Source organism: Coprococcus hominis (ex Arizal et al. 2022) (genome assembly GCF_040094675.1).
Classification (GTDB): Bacteria; Bacillota; Clostridia; order Lachnospirales; family Lachnospiraceae; genus Coprococcus_C; species Coprococcus_C hominis.
Genome location: NZ_JBBNHG010000032.1, coordinates 114772 through 132239, shown reverse-complemented (window position 1 = coordinate 132239; position 17468 = coordinate 114772). Strand labels below are relative to the sequence as shown.

Here is a 17468-nt window from a genome sequence, read left to right as displayed (position 1 = left end):
CCCTGCTTCTCGCCACAGATTACCCTTTATAATGCTTCTCCGGATCTGCAAACTTCGTATATTTTCCAATCCAACGAAGATCGACGCTGCCCGTCTCACCACTACGCTGCTTGGCAATGATGATCTCCGCGGTCTGCGGTTTTGTCGTTGTCTCCGGATTGTAATATTCGTCTCGATAAATAAACATAACCACATCGGCATCCTGTTCGATAGATCCAGACTCTCGCAAATCCGAAAGCACTGGCTTGTGGTCCGGTCTTGCATCTACCGCACGGGAAAGCTGCGACAATGCAATAATTGGAATCTTCAGTTCCTTCGCCAAGTTCTTCAATGCACGGGAAACCTCCGCGATAAACTGCTGCCGGCTCTCCACGGCACGGCTTGGGCTCATCAACTGCAGGTAGTCGATCATGATAACCTGCACTCCATAATTCTGCTTCCATTTTCTTGCGATTGAACGAAGCTCTGAGATTGTAACCGATGAATTTTCCTCTATGTATAACGGCGAATTAGCAACTGCCTCTGTACTTTCGATGACCTTATCCCAGTCATCATCCGACAGATCGCCGACCTTCATACTCTTGGAATCAACCATTGCATCTACCGCCAGAATACGGCTTGCCAGCTGTTCCTTACTCATCTCCAATGAGAAGAATCCAACCGGAATATGTTTCATAACCGCCAGATGATGCGCAATATTTAAGACAAATGCCGTCTTACCCATCGCAGGTCTGGCTGCTACAAGCAAAAGTTCTCCGGCATGCATACCAGTCAGCATATTGTCCAAATCCCGGAATCCCGTCGGAACACCGGTAACCTTACCATCGTTTCTTGCCGCTTCCTCCATCTCACGAATGACATTCATCACAATCTCGCGGATCGGCACTGTATCCTCGGAGCCGTTTCGGTTCTGCACGAGCTTGAAGATACTCTGTTCTGCGCGCTCCATAATGACTTCAACCGGTTCCTGTGACTGGTATCCATCCTTCTCGGTATTCTCACAAAGCTTGATCAGCTGTCGGAGTGCCGCCTTATCCTTGACAATCTTCGCATAGTCCTTCACCGGAGCATACAACGGCGCTGACTGCACTAACTGTGCCAGCGTCACTGTGTTTGCCACTTCTTCCGGGATATCCTTCATCCGCAGCCGTTCTACCAGCGTGATCGGATCAACACTTGCGCCCTCAGAGTACAGTTCAACCATGTTATCGAAGAGAATTCCGTACTGCTTATTGTAGAAATCTTCTCCTGTCAGCATATCCACCAGATCAGAAATCGCATCCCGGTTTACAAGCATTGTTCCCACGATTCCCTGCTCCGCCTTTTCATTATGCGGTTGTACACGTCTTATCGTATTTTCATCCATAAAATTAAGCTTCCTCAATCTTCACGGTAAGATCTGCGGTTACCTTTGTATGCAGCTTGATTCCAACCGTACGTGTGCCCGGTGCCTTGATGGCATCCTTCATAACAATCTTCTTTTTGTCGATGTCATGTCCAAGCTGCGACTTGATTGCCTCTGCAATTTCCTTGGAAGAAATGGAACCAAAGGTTCTTCCGTTTTCACCCATCTTGATGGAAAGCGTGATGCTCTCCTTCTCAATCTGTGCAGCAAGTGCCTGTGCATCTGCCAGCACCTCTGCGGCAACCTTATCCTCATGTGCCTTCTTCAGCTTCAAATCATTCAGGTTCTTTGAGGTTGCTTCCATACCAAGCTTCTTTGGAAGCAGCATATTTCTTGCATATCCATCGGATACTTCTACAATCTGATCTTTTTTTCCAAGGCTTTTTACGTCCTGCAATAAAATAACTTTCATGTCTGGTTCCTCCTTAATTCCTAAATATCGCCTTCCCGATACATCTCATCTAAAAGCGTCTTTAACTGGATCAATACCAATTCATTTGTACTATTTGTAAACTGGGCTCCGGCGATATTTGCATGTCCACCGCCACCCATTTTTTCCATAATAATCTGTACGTTCACATCGTCGACCGACCGTGCACTCATATAAACCGTGCCATCCTTCTCTGTCGTAACAAATGATGCACGGATTCCTTCGATGTTGAGCAGGTCGTTCGCAACCTTCGCCGCAACCACCGTCGGTGCATCGGATTCCTTCGGATCAACCGTGGAAATCGCAAAATGCTCCATATAAATCTCCGAATTGATGACGCCCTCTGCCAACTGGCGATACGTGTACATATCACTTCGGAACATCTTTCTGACACGAACAACATCCGCACCACTCCGGCGCAGATACGATGCTGCATCAAATGTACGCACACCCGTCTTGGTCAGAAAATTATCTGTATCAATCACGATACCAGCATACATGGCATCCGCCTCGATTGGACGAAGCTTTACCTTGCCCTCGATATACTGCAGGATCTCCGCAATCATCTCACATGCAGAGCTTGCATATGGCTCGATATACGAAAGTGTTGCATTCTCGATCACCTCGTCCGATTGTCTATGGTGATCAAATACCACGATAGACTTTGCCAGACTGAGCAGCTCCTCACACTCGGTCATGCTTGGTTTATTCACATCCGTTACGACAACCAGCGTGTTCGGAGTTACCCGGCTGATTGCTTGTTCACTGTTGATGATCATATCATCGCCGTAAACGCTGTTCCCCATAAATCCGCTGATGATCGGGCGGATGGCTGAGGTCACCTCATTCACTACGATATATGCCTTTTTATTTAACGTCTTAACCAGACGATACACGCCCACTGCCGAACCAAACGCATCCGCATCCGGTCGTTTGTGTGCCATGATAATAACACTGTCTTTACTTGTCAGAAGCTCCTGGAACGCCTGTGCCTTAACACGCGCCTTAACGGTTGCGGACTTCTCAGTTCCTGCACTCTTTCCACCAAAATACGTCGTCTTATCACCATATTTAACAACTGCCTGATCGCCGCCTCGTCCAAGTGCCAGTCCGATTGCGGTACGCGCCCGCTCATACGCCTGCGCAAAGCTGTCTGTTCCAGCACCGACACCGATACTTAACGTAACTGGAATCTCGTTTCCGACATTGATACTCTTTACCTCGTCCAGAATCGCAAACTTTGTCTCACGAAGCTGTGGCAGATACTGCTGCCGGAATACGAAGAAATATTTATCCTTCTCCAGCTTCTTTCCAATCGCGTCGATCGTGGAAAGATACATGTTGATTCGTCGGTCAACCAGTGCTTCCACCAGCGAATGACGAACCTCCTCTGTATTCTCCATAACCTCATCGTAATTATCAATATACAACAGTCCTGCGACAAGCTTCTGGTCTTCATTTTCCTTCTTGTAGATCCGAAGCTCTGTTTCATCATACAAATACAAAGTAATCATGGCATCTGCCTGATGATCGACCATCGCATCCTCATCCGAATCCACTAACGCCTCGGAAAAATCGATACGGCGCAACAATGCCCGATAGACACGGTCGTTATATTCCAGATCCATCTGCATTTCCTCGGACGATAACGCCTCCGCATCCACCGCCGGGAAGAATGCCGAAATGTTTTTCCGAATCCGCTTCTTGGATCCAACGCCAATCTCTTCGATAAACTTTGCATTGCCCCACAGAATCTTACCATCCGTATCCAGCAGCGCATACGGAATATCCAGCTCTTTCAAAAGCTCCTTCTGAATCTGCCCCTGTTCCAGCGCAAACCGGAAGACAACCGGCATGATCGCCGCCTTCATTACAATGAAAAATATAATCTCACATACAACGAAGATAAAAACTGCCGCAGCGGCAATCGCACCGCTCTTTTTGTCATGTACATACAGCACGATCACCATGCCAACCAGAAGCACAGTCAGTGCCAATGGCATCAGCAGATATTGTTGTATTTTCTTTTTTAAGATCTTTTCGTTATTCATCGATTCTCACCTGTTGCCGTTTCAAACAGCCTCTCCCAGTGACTATTTTGCGATATTCGCAAGTCTTTCCTTTACCTGCTCCAATGTCTCTGTATACTTTTGCAGCTTTGCACGTTCTTCCTCAACCTTTGCTGCAGGTGCCTTATCTACAAACTTTGGATTTGCAAGCATACCGGATGCACGCTTGATCTCTGCCTCTAACTTTGTCTGTTCCTTCGTCAGACGCTCGATCTCCTTCTCGATATCCACAAGCTCTGCAAATGGAATGTAGATCGCTGCATCATGGATCACAACCGATACCGCATCATCTGCGATTCCACTCTTATCTGCCTGTACATGTACCTCGTTTGCATAGCCAAGCATAGCGAAGAAATTCTTACTTGCCGTAAAGATTGCACGAATGTCTTCCTTCGGCGATACAACATAGACACTTGCCTTTCTGCTCGGTGCAACGTTCATCTCTGTACGCACGTTACGGATACCGCGTACAGCTTCCTTGATCTTATCCACAGCAGCCTCATCTGCCTTGAAATCAAATGCCTCGTCATATTCCGGCCACTTGGAGATCATGATAGATTCCTCGTCGGTCAGTGTACAGAAGATCTCCTCTGTTACAAATGGCATATATGGATGCAACAGCTTCAGACCGGTTGTAAGAACCGTCTTCAATGTCCAGAGTGCAGCTGCCTTTGTCTCGTCTGCGTCGTCCCAGAGTCTTGGTTTTACCATCTCGATATACCAGTCACAGAACTCCTCCCACAGGAAATCGTACAGCTTTGATACTGCGATACCAAGCTCAAATTTTTCCATATTGTCTGTGACCTCCTGAACGAGATCATTCATCTTCGACAAAATCCACTTGTCCGCAAGTGTGAAGCCGTACTGCTTCATCGCTGCATCGACATCAGCGGTCATGGCAGCATCAATACCTGTGATATCTGCCTTCTCAATATTCATCATGATAAATCTGGATGCGTTCCAGATCTTATTTGCAAAGTTACGGCTTGCTTCAACTCTCTCCCAGTAGAAACGCATGTCGTTACCCGGTGCATTTCCGGTAATCAGTGTGAATCGGAGCGCATCGGCACCATACTTGTCGATAACCTCCAATGGATCGATACCATTTCCAAGGGACTTACTCATCTTACGTCCCTGATCGTCTCTGACCAGACCGTGGAAGAGTACCGTGTGGAACGGAAGCTTGCCTGTCTGCTCGATCGATGAGAATACCATACGGATTACCCAGAAGAAGATAATATCGTATCCAGTTACAAGTACATCGGTCGGGAAGAAGTAGTCCAGATCTTCCGTCTTGTCCGGCCAGCCAAGTGTAGAGAATGGCCAGAGTGCAGAGGAGAACCATGTATCCAGTGTATCCTCGTCCTGCTTTACATTGTTGCTTCCACATTTTGGACAAGTGCACACGGTCTCCTTCGATACGATCGTCTCCCCACAGTCCTGACAGTAATATGCCGGGATACGATGTCCCCACCAGAGCTGTCTGGATACACACCAGTCACGGATATTATCCAGCCAGTTGTAATAGGTCTTGTCCATACGCTCCGGAATCAGCTTCAGCTTGCCGCTTACAACTGCTTCCTTCGCCGGCTTTGCCATCTCGCTCATCTTGACGAACCACTGTGGCTTTACAAGTGGCTCTACCGTTGTCTTACAACGGTCATGCGTACCAACCATATGCTTGTGTGGTACAACCTTCACGAGAAGTCCGAGTGCATCAAGATCAGCAACCATTGCCTTTCTTGCCTCATAACGATCCATGCCTGCATACTTGCCGCCAAGCTTGTTGATCGTAGCATCATCATTCATAATATTGATCTCTTCGAGATTATGACGCTTTCCAACCTCGAAATCGTTCGGATCGTGTGCCGGTGTGATCTTTACACAGCCGGTTCCAAAATCTTTATCTACATACTCATCGGCAATCACCGGAATCTCACGGTCCGTGAGTGGCAGCTTCAGCATCTTGCCAACGATATCCTTGTATCGCTCGTCCTCTGGATTTACTGCAACGGCTGTATCACCGAGCAATGTCTCCGGACGTGTGGTTGCGATCTCTACGAATCTTCCTTCCTCGCCAACAACCGGATAATTGATGTGCCAGAAGAAGCCATCCTGCTCCTCATGTACAACCTCTGCATCGGAAATGGATGTCTGACAAACCGGACACCAGTTTACGATACGGGAACCTCGGTACATATATCCTTTTTCATACAGCTTACAGAATACCTCTGTAACTGCCTTGTTATTTCCTTCATCCATCGTGAAACGCTCACGATCCCAGTCTGCGGATGAACCCATCTTCTTCAACTGGTTGACGATCTTGCCGCCGTACTCTCTACGCCAGTCCCAGACACGCTCTAAGAACTTCTCACGTCCAAGGTCTTCCTTGTCGATGCCTTCCTTCTTCAAAGCCTCGATAACCTTCACCTCTGTCGCGATGGCCGCATGGTCGGTTCCCGGCTGCCACAGTGCATTGTAACCCTGCATACGCTTGAAACGGATCAGGATATCCTGCATCGTATTATCGAGTGCATGTCCCATATGCAACTGTCCGGTAATGTTTGGTGGCGGCATCACGATGGTGAACGGTTTTTTGCTCCGGTCTACCTCCGCGTGAAAATATTTGTTTGCAACCCATTTTTCATACAGACGCGGTTCAATCTCCGCCGGGTTGTAGTTCTTCTCTAATTCCTTAGCCATGTCTTTCTTCCTCCATATATGAATGATGTCGTGTATAAAAATACACAATCAAACTTCTCTTGTTTTGTATCTGCAATCCGGAATTACAATTCCAGATTGTAGGTCGCAAGCAACTCCCGGATATAGCTTTCAATGCCCGGATTCGCTGCAATACTTGCTTTTAACGCCGCCGTGGCATTCTGCCGGATCTTCTCACAGCTTGCCATCTTCTCGCGGATCTTCTGCCGCCGTACATTCAAGCCATGCTTAATCTCAACCATCTCCCGCCGGTCGATCAGTGCATTTGTCTGATTCTTCCAGACCATTGGATCGGTCACGCCAACATCAGAAAGCTGTTTTACCAGCCTGTCACACGCAAGATAATAGCTCTCGCTTGCCTGTGAATATTTCTTTGCATCGCGCTGCATCTGGTTGTACAGATCCCAGCGGTACATCAGTTCCTTCCCGGAATTGACGTCGTATTTTTCATAGATATAATCTAATGTATTTGTATTATTGACATATTTTGCTTTGACTTTATTCAGTAACGAGATTGCCCTTTGAAGCTTTGCGTCGTTTTCCTGTACGCGCCGGTTGATATTTGCATACTGGATATAACACACGGCAAAGCAGATCACCGCAATCGTTCCTTCGATTGCCGCTGGCAATGTCACATCCTTCTTCGCAAGCAGCGCCACCGCAAACAAGGTAATGCTAATCAAAAGGAATAACACCAGCACCACGATCAAAACGCTTCGAATCCGGTATGCATTGTCAGTATCCTCCACACGTGCATATTTCAGATCTTCTTTTTCTCCCTCGAGATATCCCATGTCGTTTTTCAGCATAGAATCCCGCATCTCCATATCATTTAAGTTTTTGATCGTATCCGGAATGTCATCCTCCAGCCGCTGCATCGTACGATACTGCTCTGTTGTAAGCAGATTCTCTGACTGCTGATATTTACTACGGTTGCCGTCAAGACGTTCAATCTCCTTCGCCGTATCTATGATATCTTCTGCAAGATTCACTGGCAGTTCCTCGATTCGCTGAATATCAACGAGATAATCCGTCACGAGTTTGTACTCCTGCTTCATATCCTCCATGTGATATTTCGTATCGACTAACTGTTCACAGAAATCGCCAACGGTCTTTCGCTCTCGATTCGACGATACCGTCTCTTTGACTTCCCGCCGGATCTCCGGATCAACACGTTCTTTCAGCACCGCTTTTTCCGCGGCCCGCTTCGCCTTTTCCTTATTTCGTTCTGCCCTCGACTGATTCCTGCGCTTTCTGCGTTCTTCCCGCATGCGTTCCTGTTCTTCAATCAAGGCGTCATATTCGGCATCATCTTCATTCAAGTATGCCTTGATCTTCTGAAACATTCCCATCAAATCGCCTGCTCTCTGAATTCATCCTTCAATTGTCCAAGTATAATATCCATTCGCTTGTCGTAATCGATCATGTCCTTATTCATACGGTTGTATACCGCACGTTGTAACATAGAGAAGATTGTCATCTCCCGGACATCCTCATTCGAATCTCCGATCTCAATCATCAAATTCTCAAAATTATCTTCATCGAGGTCAAACTTCCGCATTTCCTGCTTCAGTGTCGTCGCATCGTTCCCTGCCGAAAATACGATCAGGTAACTGCGCAGACTCTCCTCGTTGCCATTTAATTCATACGCTTTCATGAAATAGCTTTTTGCATCTTCCACATCCATGTTGTTGGCTGCTGCCACACCTCGGTTGTGATAGACATTTCCAAGAAATACCTTGTCTGTGATATCCTGCTGGTTGTCCAGAATCTCATCGTAAATCGATGCCGCCTTGATGTATCTGCGGTAGCCAAGATAGCTGTCTGCCTTTAATTTCTTACGCTGACTTGATGTCAGCCGACGATATTTCTGCCATGCTTCCACATAAGTTGCAATCTCGTCCGGTGTATAGTAATCCCCGGCATTTAAAATTTCAACCAGCAGATCCTGTGCAAATGTCGCCTTGTTCGAAAGTGCTACCAGCTTCGCTGCAAGCTCCGGCATATCCAGCTCATCCCGAATCCAGTCAAACAGCTTCTCAGACAGAGAAGACTTCGAGATCAGCACGGTATTATTGTAGATATAAAAGCACAGCTCCTCGTAGGTGTTGATCTCCACCTTCGTATTCAGAAAGATGAACGGATGCGATGCTTCTTTTCTTGTACATAAGATAATTTTTGACATTAAACATCAAACTCCTTACGATAAATCTTGTTCGTGGTCGGGAATAATTTTCCAAATCCAACATCCTTAATGATAAATGCGCCATGATGTGGATTCTCAAATTCCACCTCCACGGAGAACTTAGACGTCTTGTTCGGACGTTTCGGGATTCCGTGCAGCTTCACGACTTCCCGCTCTTCTTCTCCGGTCTTCCGGTTCCGGTATACCAAAGTCAGGGACTCTGTATCATCCAATATAATACTGATCTTTCCGTGGATGTTGTACCACTGTCTGCCGCCCAAGGCGATCGGAATAAACCGATCCTCCTCGTCCTCCGAAGAGATTCCGACATCAAAGATCACATTCTCCTTTGTCTCTACAAAATACTTCTTATAAAATTCGCCATATTCACCGCCGACTGCCTTGTAGCAGGCACCCTTGGTATAGATATTCTGTCCGGCAAATACACGTCTGCCCTGCGTCAGAAGCTCGCGTGATTTGTTCAGCCATTTCTCGGAGAATCCGAGTCCGGTCAAATAAATGGCCGAAATGTATGTTTTCTTTGTCTCATTTGCCACAATCTTTGCAAATGTAATATCCATCAGGATATTGTCACCGCCGAAGGCTGCCAGATTGAAATTCTCAGAATAGTCCTCATGTGTGACACTGATCGTGTTCAGTTCGTGTCCATGCGAGATATCAATTCTGTAATAATGCAGGCCATCCGTATTGTAATCAAACAATCCCACACTGTTTGTGCGCAGGCTTTCATCCTGATTAAAAATGTAATACAGACCACTGTCAAGATGGCTCGTGATCTCCACCTGCTCCTTCTCGACACCAAGCTCCTTGTAAAACGTTGAAAGTACACGGAACAGATCCTTGTTATATTCTGGAATCGTAATGACAAGCTTCTTTACCGTCGCGCCCTCATAACGATACAGGAAAGAATCGACATGCATTTTAAGCATCATTAAAAACAGCTTGCGATAACTGTAACGCGTATTATGCACCTCAACAGTCTCCTCACTGCGCGCATTCTGAAACAGCTCATCCAACACGATACCCTGCTCCTTGAAACGTGCCTCGGAAGCTTCGGATCCAACATACCACTCTCCGGTCTCTAAGCCGAAGAAAAGGATGTTTGGCATCATATATGTTTCTTTGTTATTTAATTGGTTGACTGTCTCCGGCTCGCGCGAGATGTCGTTATAAAAACTAATCTGCGTGGAATCCGAACACAGATCCATGCCTATATAATACGCCTCTGACATGTCTTTTTCCTTTCGTACTTATATCTATTTCTATGCATTGCAATCCACAGGTTTCCCCGCGATATTACAATATACTCAAATTCTCTTCAAACAGATGTACCGTATTCAGGTAAACATCCAATGTCTCTAACAGCTCATTATCTTCCCGCATTTCCTGATTGACAAGCATGCTGTTGATAATCTCAAAGCGGTTCCGGTCTTTGCGGTTAAACGCTTTGGACTTCAGCGATTCACTCTCTACCACATAAGAAGTACCCTGCTTATCATCCGAGATTTCATAGACAAGGCGCTCGCCGTGGAACACGACATATTCCTTCACATACATGCCCGGAATCATCTCATCCAGAAGCTCTGTCTTGTAGATCAGATTCTGTCTGGAACCAGTATCAAATGCGTACTTCACTGTTACCTGTTTGCCCGGCTCGCTCTTGTAGATCAGATAGGTCTTGAGCATGACATCCTGTGGCAGCTTGATAAAGGACTGGAAGCTCTTGTAGAACGGAAGCAGCTTGCCTGCATCCATAAACTTGCCAACCGCATCCTTGATCCACGTCTTCTGCTCGCCCGTATAACGATCCAGCTTCGAGAAGTGATGCAGCATGGACATACGGGAAATCTCATCCTCGATATTGCCCTTCTGAATCTCCTGATACAGACAGTCAAAGACACCACTTGGAATCTGTGCATCTTTGATTAGATAGTTATAGCATGCAAACCGCAGGAACGCCTTTACGACCAGTCCACGGTTTCTGCCTGCATAATACGCGGTAAAGATATCGTAGATGTACTCGACATTTCCCATCGCGAACATCATCTGTGCCAATGTATTTTCTGCCAGCAGGGAAATATCTCTGACACGGTTACGCACCGTCTTAAAAATACCTGCCAATTCTTCCAAGTCACCCTTATAATGGTTGATGATATATACCAAAATCCGCTCATTGACCTTACCGGATTTGTACAGATGGATACAGATGGAAAGCAGATCCTCATTTAAGAAGCCATTGCTGTCCTCCACACCATAATCCGCCAGACGATACAGCTCTTCACTGTCGATCTCATCGAAGCCATACAGCTTCACCGCCTGAAATGCCTTGTCGAACATGTTCATATCGACCATGTAAGCGATCATCACACGTGCATTTGCGTGATTTAAGTATTCGATATCCAATTTTTCGAGATACTTTGTAAGCACCTCGTTATCCAGATTCTCATGGTAATATTCAATAATATTCAGATATGCCTGCTGCTTGTAATCATAGGAGATCTCATCACAGTTAACAATATCTCGTGCGGCATTGACCTCGATTGCCTTCTTGAATGTGAAATCACCAAGCTGCTCATAGTTATGCAGCAGCACCCGGTAATCCCGCGGACTGTATTTACAGCAGATATCCATATATGCATTTTCATCTACAATACGTTCCAGTCGATACGGAATAGATCCCGCATACCGGTTTCCCGCGCTATCCTCGAAGATAATGGAAGCCGTGTTCGACAGAATCTCCACATATGCTTCGCCGTTTACGATCGGTACGCGCTGTACTTCCTCTAACTCCTGATGCGTCACGATCACGGCACGCACGCCCTTGTTAAAGCAAACAAGCTTCCGACGGAAAATAATGTTGATCAGCTTGCTCGCATAAAGCGGACTGACCGTCTCTGGCTCCAAGAACTCATCATAAAGCACAGTCAGATCATCGCTGACCTTGCCGCTGATAATCATATTCTCCATGAAATCCTGCATCGTTGTCGCATATTCATGGTACACCTTCATGTGCTGGGACTTGTTGTAAATTACGTTCGCATACAAGTACGCAAGCTCTTTTTCGGAAAGTGTATTCTTATAATTCAGATACATCAATACCGACTGCGGTATCAGATCATATCTGGAGAAATTCATACTCTTGACAAAGCACTCATTCAGCCCGATAAATTTCAGGTTGCGTTCCACTGCATCCCGGTAGAACCGATGGTACTTGTTATCCAGTTTTCCTGCGCTGATCAGCATCGAGCAGATACTTGACAGCACCTCGTCACTCTTTTTCTTGGAGTAAATGCTATCCATGATCTCGAAAATCTTCGCATCAAACTGACGGAATGATGCCGCAAGCTGGATAAACGCCTCGATCACTTCGTCCGACAGATACTGGTGGCGCAATCCCCATCGGATCGTTGTAACCTCAAGATCTGTAATATGCTTCAGCAGCAACGGGTTGTTGTTTAAGACTTCGCAAAGCTCCATGTACATAAGCGGGCTGTTGTATCCCTGCTCATACAGGTTTTTAACTTCCCGGTACAAAGCGGTCTGATCGTTATTATAGGTATCATCCACAAACAGCAGCAACCAGAAATAGAAGATCTTGTCATCCTCTGTGTGGTAGCTTCTGCGAATCAGTTCCTTTGCCTGTTCGGTCGCACGGCGGTCCTTGCCAACCATCGCCTTCAGATATGCATAATAACAACTCTGCTTGTTGTTCATTCCAGAGTTATCGACATCCGCCTCGATACGCAGGAATTCTTGTTCTACCTTCTCTGTCTCTCCCTGCATAATGTTCATATGCATTGTTCCCAGACGGTACAGATCTTCCTCTGGTACATAGCGTGCCAGATTGTTAAATGCAAATAAGGTCGTGCTAATGTATTCCCGAAGCTGGATTCTGCCCATGCGGTAATCCATATATGTCGTAATCAAGCGCACCTGATTCGACTTAATCAGATGTGTTTTGCTGCCCGGTTTGGACACTTTTATCTCTTTTTCTGTCGGCTTGGACAGGTTAATCTCAATCTCGATTGTCTGGTAGACATTCTCGATAATGATTCTGCCGGATGTCACGCCGTCCGGAATATTCTCCGGTGAAATCAGTACATCCAAAGCATACAGATTGCCATAAAAATCGGCACTTGTAATCACCTTTCTCGCTGGAATAATGAAATCCTCGGTGGAGCGTACCGTTGAACTGCTGTAGCCCCATGTGTTTTTGCTGATGTTAATCGAAATCTTGGAAAGCTCCTCCGGGAACTCCAGATTGATCTTCGCCTTGGATACTGACAATGTCAGCGCACGTTTCTTGTGTACATAGACGAGGAATTCCTCCAAAGCCTGATTGACCGACTGGCTTTCCATCAGACTGTTGTAGATCTGCTTGATCACCGGATCGCGGTTGATAAATGTACGCTTAAAATCATCGCGCACAAATACACGCGCCGCCTCTGCCCAGTTGCTCTCAGCGAGTGTCGCAAATTTGAAAAGATCATCGATCTTCTGATCTCCGTATTTTACATATGGTGTCGTGATGTCAATATCATACAGAATCTTAAATTCTCCGCCGTCCGTAATGACACTGATATGTCCTTTGTAATTTTTACCTGCTTCCAAACAGGTTGCATCGAATGTGAATCCGACATCAAAATTCTTCGCAATAAATGTATGCTGGTTGAACCGCAGCATATAGCGGCTATCATACACCATCGCTTTGATGACGTGGTCATTCGTGCTGTTCACCGTGAAGACACCTTCGTACAAAGTTCCCGATTCTATATTCAGTTTTAAAAACTTTTCTGATATCGCTACCTCAGGCCGGTCTACCTGAAATTCGCCCTTTGCGTAATGTTCTACTATCGCCTTCATGGTATCTCCTTTATTTCTCGGCTTCGTAATGAAAACCTACTTGTCATTCGTCTATTTAATAGGTATAATTATCGATATGAGGGTATAGTTCACCCACTATCCCCTTTTAACACATATCACATTATAACAAACCCCCTTTCTTTTTTCAAGACAGGGATATAAATGGTTTGTTTTCTAATTATTAGGAGGAAACTATGAGCAACGGACCACTTCGCATCGAACAGTATGAGACTGTGCGATATGACATAAATTGCAATCCACTCGGTGTCCCGGACAGCGTGACACGCGCGATCATGGAAAATATCAGCGCGGTCGGTCGCTATCCTGACACATACTACGACCCTTTACGGAACGCCATCGCTTCTTATGCCTGCTGTGCGCCAGAGCATTTGGTGCTTGGCAGCGGCAGCTCTGATCTGCTGCGTCTCTTTGTTGCACTTCTTGCACCAAAGAAGGCTTTACTGCCGATCCCATCAGCCACGGATTATGAACATGTATTATCCGTGTATGGTTGCGAAACAGACTTCTATGAGCTGGACATCAATCAGGATTACCATCTGGATATGGATGATTTTATTGCACACTTATCGGATACATACGATATTGTGATCCTCGGAAATCCAAACAATCCAACCTCCCAGCTTATATCAAAAGCAGATATCGAGAAACTTGCAGCCGCATGCAAGGAGCTTGGCATCGCACTTTTACTCGACGAAATGTACATTGAATTTACAGAGAACTATGAGCGTGACACTGCGATCTCTCTGGTAAATACCTATGATAACCTGATTATTTTGCGCAGCGTATCCAAATTCTTCTCTGTACCAGGACTGCGACTTGCTTATGCGATCATGAACAACGAAACAAACATGACGATCATCAATATGACCGCCACACCAAACAGCATTTCCTGTCTGACCGCAGCTGCCTGTACTGCTATGCTGGAGGATACCGCCTACATCCACGAATCGCACTCCCGCATCTTTACCGAGCGCAACCTGATCTATGCAGCAATGAATACAAACAAGAATCTGCGGTTGTTCAAACCGAGTGCAAACTTCGCGCTGATGCAGATTCTAAAAGAGGATGTCACTGCAAAATCCCTGCTGGCACATTGCAATCTGAAGGGCATTGTCCTTCGGAACTGCGAGAATTTTCACGGCTTGGATTCGCATTTTGTACGATTCTCAATCATGAATCCGATGCAGAACGACCTGATGGTAAATACAATTCTGGAACTGTTACGATAACACTTTTGAGTTTTCGCAAAACAAATTCACAGAAACCAAAAGAGCAGCTGGAACACATATCTGTTTCCAACTGCTCTTTTTGATTGTTATCGTATTGCTGTTATTTGCCCAGCTCTTTCTCACTCATTGCAAGTGCAGATGCGATTACTGCATCCATATCATAATACTTGTACTCGCCAAGACGTCCGCCGAAGATCACATGCTCCTCCTGCTCGCCAAGCTCCTTGTACTGCTGATACAGCGCGCCATTTTTCTCATCATTTACCGGATAATATGGCTCATCGCCCACCTTCCACTCAGAAGAGTATTCGCGTGAAACAACGGTCTTTGGCAGATCATTGCCTGCATCATCCTTGCCAAACTCGAACCATTTATGTTCGATGATACGTGTCCAAGGTGTCTCAGCATCTGTGTAGTTCACTGCCGCATTTCCCTGGAAGTTTGGCCTGTCTAAAAGTTCTGTCTCAAACCGCACGGAACGATATTCAAGCGCGCCAAGCTTATAATCAAAATAAGCATCAATGGCACCTGTATAGACAACCTTCTCTGCCATCGCATCATACTCTGCTTTGTTTGCAAAATAATCGGTAGAAACCTTTACTTCAATACCAGCCAGAAGGTTCTCCACCATCTTCGTGTAGCCGCCCATCGGAATACCCTGATACAGCGCATTGAAATAATTGTTGTCAAATGTCAGACGGACTGGCAGACGCTTGATGATAAACGCAGGAAGCTCTGTACATGGGCGTCCCCACTGTTTTTCCGTATAGCCTTTTACCAGCTTCTCATAGATATCTGTTCCAACCAGACTGATTGCCTGCTCTTCCAGATTCTTAGGCTCCGTGATACCAGCTGCCTTTTTCTGCTCTTCGATCTTTTCCGCTGCCTCTTCTGGCGTTACCACACCCCACATTTTATTAAATGTGTACATGTTAAACGGCAGGCTGTAAAGCTCGCCTTTGTAATTTGCAACCGGTGAATTCGTGAACCGGTTGAACTCTGCAAACTTCGTAATATAATCCCATACCTCTTTGTTGTTCGTGTGGAAGATATGCGCACCATATTTGTGTACATGGATACCCTCTACATCCTCTGTGTACACATTTCCGGCAATATGCGGACGCTTGTCAATCACAAGCACCTTTTTCCCTTTTTCCTTTGCCTGCTGTGCAAACACCGCACCGTAAAGTCCGGCACCTACCACTAAATAATCATACTTTTTCATGTTTACCCTCCTCTTAGCCTTTAATCTCTTCGAAATATATCTCTTGTATATACCTTTTCCTGCACATCGTCCAGCTCTGCGCTGTAACGGTTTGCAAGAATTGCATCACTCTGTTTCTTAAACTCTACCAGATCATTTACGATCTTAGAGCCAAAAAATGTCGTTCCATCCGGTAGTGTCGGCTCATATACGATTACACTTGCCCCCTTCGCCTTCACACGTTTCATCACGCCTTGAATCGAACTCTGACGGAAATTATCCGAATTTGATTTCATCGTGAGTCGATAGACACCAATCGTAACTTTTTTCTCACTTTCAGCATTCCATTCATTGTTCGCGCCATAGCTGTAATAACCGGCTTTTTCAAGCACACGACCCGCAATAAAATCTTTCCGCGTCCGGTTACTCTCCACAATCGCCGTCATCATATTCTGTGGCACACTGTCATAATTCGCAAGCAGCTGCTTCGTATCCTTTGGCAGGCAGTACCCACCATAACCGAAGCTCGGATTGTTGTACTGTGTTCCGATTCTCGGATCCAGGCACACACCATCAATAATTGCCTGGGTATCCAGCCCTTTCATCTCTGCATAAGTATCTAACTCATTGAAATAGGATACACGTAGGGCGAGATAGGTGTTTGCAAAAAGCTTGACCGCTTCTGCTTCCGTAAATCCCATAAACAGCGTATCAATATTTTCCTTTTCTGCGCCCTCCTGCAACAACCGTGCAAAAGTATGCGCCGCCGCATCTACTTCTGCATCCGACTTATCTGTACCAATAATAATACGGCTTGGATACAAATTGTCATACAGCGCCTTGGACTCCCGCAGAAATTCCGGAGAAAACAGAATCCGGCTTGTCTGATATTTCTTTCTTACTGACTCCGTATAACCAACCGGGATCGTCGATTTGATTACCATAAATGCTTCCGGATTCACCTTCAGCACAAGTTCAATCACGGCTTCCACCGCTGTGGTATCGAAGAAGTTCTTCTGACTGTCGTAGTTTGTCGGCGCAGCAATGATGACAAAATCCGCATCGCGGTATGCTGTCCCTCCATCTAAGGTTGCTGTCAGATGCAACTCCTTCTCTGCCAGATACTTCTCAATATAATCGTCCTGAATCGGAGAAATCTTATGATTGATCTTCTCCACCTTCTCAGGCACGATATCCACCGCTGTCACCGTATGCTTCTGAGACAACAGGGTTGCAAGTGACAATCCGACGTAGCCGGTTCCTGCAACCGCAATCTTTATATCTTCAAATGTTCTCATATTCGAAATCCTCCTGTAACAC

Annotated in this window: 11 protein-coding genes; 1 reads left to right on the top strand and 10 read right to left on the bottom strand. The window is 46.0% G+C overall.

The annotated features are described in order from the left end of the window. Nucleotides 1-19 precede the first annotated feature (19 nt). From dnaB to AAAT93_RS08690, 8 genes are all read right to left on the bottom strand, one after another. Nucleotides 20-1366, bottom strand: coding sequence for a replicative DNA helicase (gene dnaB / locus AAAT93_RS08725; protein ID WP_021984528.1), 1347 nt, complete (start codon nt 1364-1366; stop codon nt 20-22). Between the two features lie 4 nt (nt 1367-1370). Then, entirely contained in the window at nt 1371-1817 is a 447-nt protein-coding gene (gene rplI / locus AAAT93_RS08720; protein WP_021984527.1) for a 50S ribosomal protein L9, read from the bottom strand. Nucleotides 1818-1837: 20 nt separating this feature from the next. Continuing rightward, nucleotides 1838-3886 (bottom strand): DHH family phosphoesterase, encoded by a 2049-nt coding sequence (locus AAAT93_RS08715; RefSeq protein WP_021984526.1) that lies wholly within the window; start codon nt 3884-3886, stop codon nt 1838-1840. A gap of 42 nt (nt 3887-3928) precedes the next feature. Next, on the bottom strand, nt 3929-6607 hold the full coding sequence (locus tag AAAT93_RS08710; protein ID WP_021984525.1) for a valine--tRNA ligase: 2679 nt from the start codon (nt 6605-6607) through the stop codon (nt 3929-3931). An 83-nt stretch (nt 6608-6690) separates the two neighbouring features. Next, the gene (locus AAAT93_RS08705; protein ID WP_021984524.1) at nt 6691-7977 is read right to left on the bottom strand and encodes a hypothetical protein; all 1287 of its coding nucleotides are present in this window, start codon (nt 7975-7977) and stop codon (nt 6691-6693) included. Further along, complete coding sequence (locus AAAT93_RS08700; protein ID WP_021984523.1) at nt 7977-8810, bottom strand: hypothetical protein; 834 nt, start codon at nt 8808-8810, stop codon at nt 7977-7979. The genes AAAT93_RS08705 and AAAT93_RS08700 overlap by 1 nt, the downstream gene beginning before the upstream one ends. Further along, nucleotides 8810-10063 carry a DUF5716 family protein gene (locus AAAT93_RS08695; RefSeq protein ID WP_021984522.1) on the bottom strand — a complete coding sequence of 418 codons (1254 nt, stop codon included), beginning with the start codon at nt 10061-10063 and terminating at the stop codon, nt 8810-8812. Before AAAT93_RS08695 ends, AAAT93_RS08700 begins: the two co-directional genes overlap by 1 nt. 64 nt (nt 10064-10127) lie before the next feature. Then, nucleotides 10128-13694: a DUF5717 family protein gene (locus AAAT93_RS08690; protein WP_021984521.1), complete on the bottom strand. Its 3567-nt coding sequence runs from the start codon at nt 13692-13694 to the stop codon at nt 10128-10130. A 194-nt stretch (nt 13695-13888) separates the two neighbouring features. On the opposite strand from AAAT93_RS08690, the gene AAAT93_RS08685 reads away from it, so the two are divergent. Then, complete coding sequence (locus AAAT93_RS08685) at nt 13889-14944, top strand: pyridoxal phosphate-dependent aminotransferase (RefSeq protein WP_227573111.1); 1056 nt, start codon at nt 13889-13891, stop codon at nt 14942-14944. Between the two features lie 100 nt (nt 14945-15044). Here AAAT93_RS08685 and glf read toward each other — a convergent pair whose 3' ends face one another. Together glf and AAAT93_RS08675 are read right to left on the bottom strand one after the other, a co-directional pair. After that, entirely contained in the window at nt 15045-16169 is a 1125-nt protein-coding gene (glf, locus tag AAAT93_RS08680) for a UDP-galactopyranose mutase (protein WP_021984519.1), read from the bottom strand. Nucleotides 16170-16189: 20 nt separating this feature from the next. Continuing rightward, nucleotides 16190-17446 carry a nucleotide sugar dehydrogenase gene (locus tag AAAT93_RS08675; protein WP_021984518.1) on the bottom strand — a complete coding sequence of 419 codons (1257 nt, stop codon included), beginning with the start codon at nt 17444-17446 and terminating at the stop codon, nt 16190-16192. Nucleotides 17447-17468: the final 22 nt, after the last annotated feature.

Coding starts and splice junctions, on each gene's coding strand:
- AAAT93_RS08705 (WP_021984524.1), bottom strand. CDS start 7,977: ATGGGAATGTTTCAGAAGATCAAGGCATACTTGAATGAAGATGATGCC.
- dnaB (WP_021984528.1), bottom strand. CDS start 1,366: ATGGATGAAAATACGATAAGACGTGTACAACCGCATAATGAAAAGGCG.
- AAAT93_RS08675 (WP_021984518.1), bottom strand. CDS start 17,446: ATGAGAACATTTGAAGATATAAAGATTGCGGTTGCAGGAACCGGCTAC.
- AAAT93_RS08690 (WP_021984521.1), bottom strand. CDS start 13,694: ATGAAGGCGATAGTAGAACATTACGCAAAGGGCGAATTTCAGGTAGAC.
- AAAT93_RS08715 (WP_021984526.1), bottom strand. CDS start 3,886: ATGAATAACGAAAAGATCTTAAAAAAGAAAATACAACAATATCTGCTG.
- rplI (WP_021984527.1), bottom strand. CDS start 1,817: ATGAAAGTTATTTTATTGCAGGACGTAAAAAGCCTTGGAAAAAAAGAT.
- AAAT93_RS08685 (WP_227573111.1), top strand. CDS start 13,889: ATGAGCAACGGACCACTTCGCATCGAACAGTATGAGACTGTGCGATAT.
- AAAT93_RS08710 (WP_021984525.1), bottom strand. CDS start 6,607: ATGGCTAAGGAATTAGAGAAGAACTACAACCCGGCGGAGATTGAACCG.
- AAAT93_RS08695 (WP_021984522.1), bottom strand. CDS start 10,063: ATGTCAGAGGCGTATTATATAGGCATGGATCTGTGTTCGGATTCCACG.
- AAAT93_RS08700 (WP_021984523.1), bottom strand. CDS start 8,810: ATGTCAAAAATTATCTTATGTACAAGAAAAGAAGCATCGCATCCGTTC.
- glf (WP_021984519.1), bottom strand. CDS start 16,169: ATGAAAAAGTATGATTATTTAGTGGTAGGTGCCGGACTTTACGGTGCG.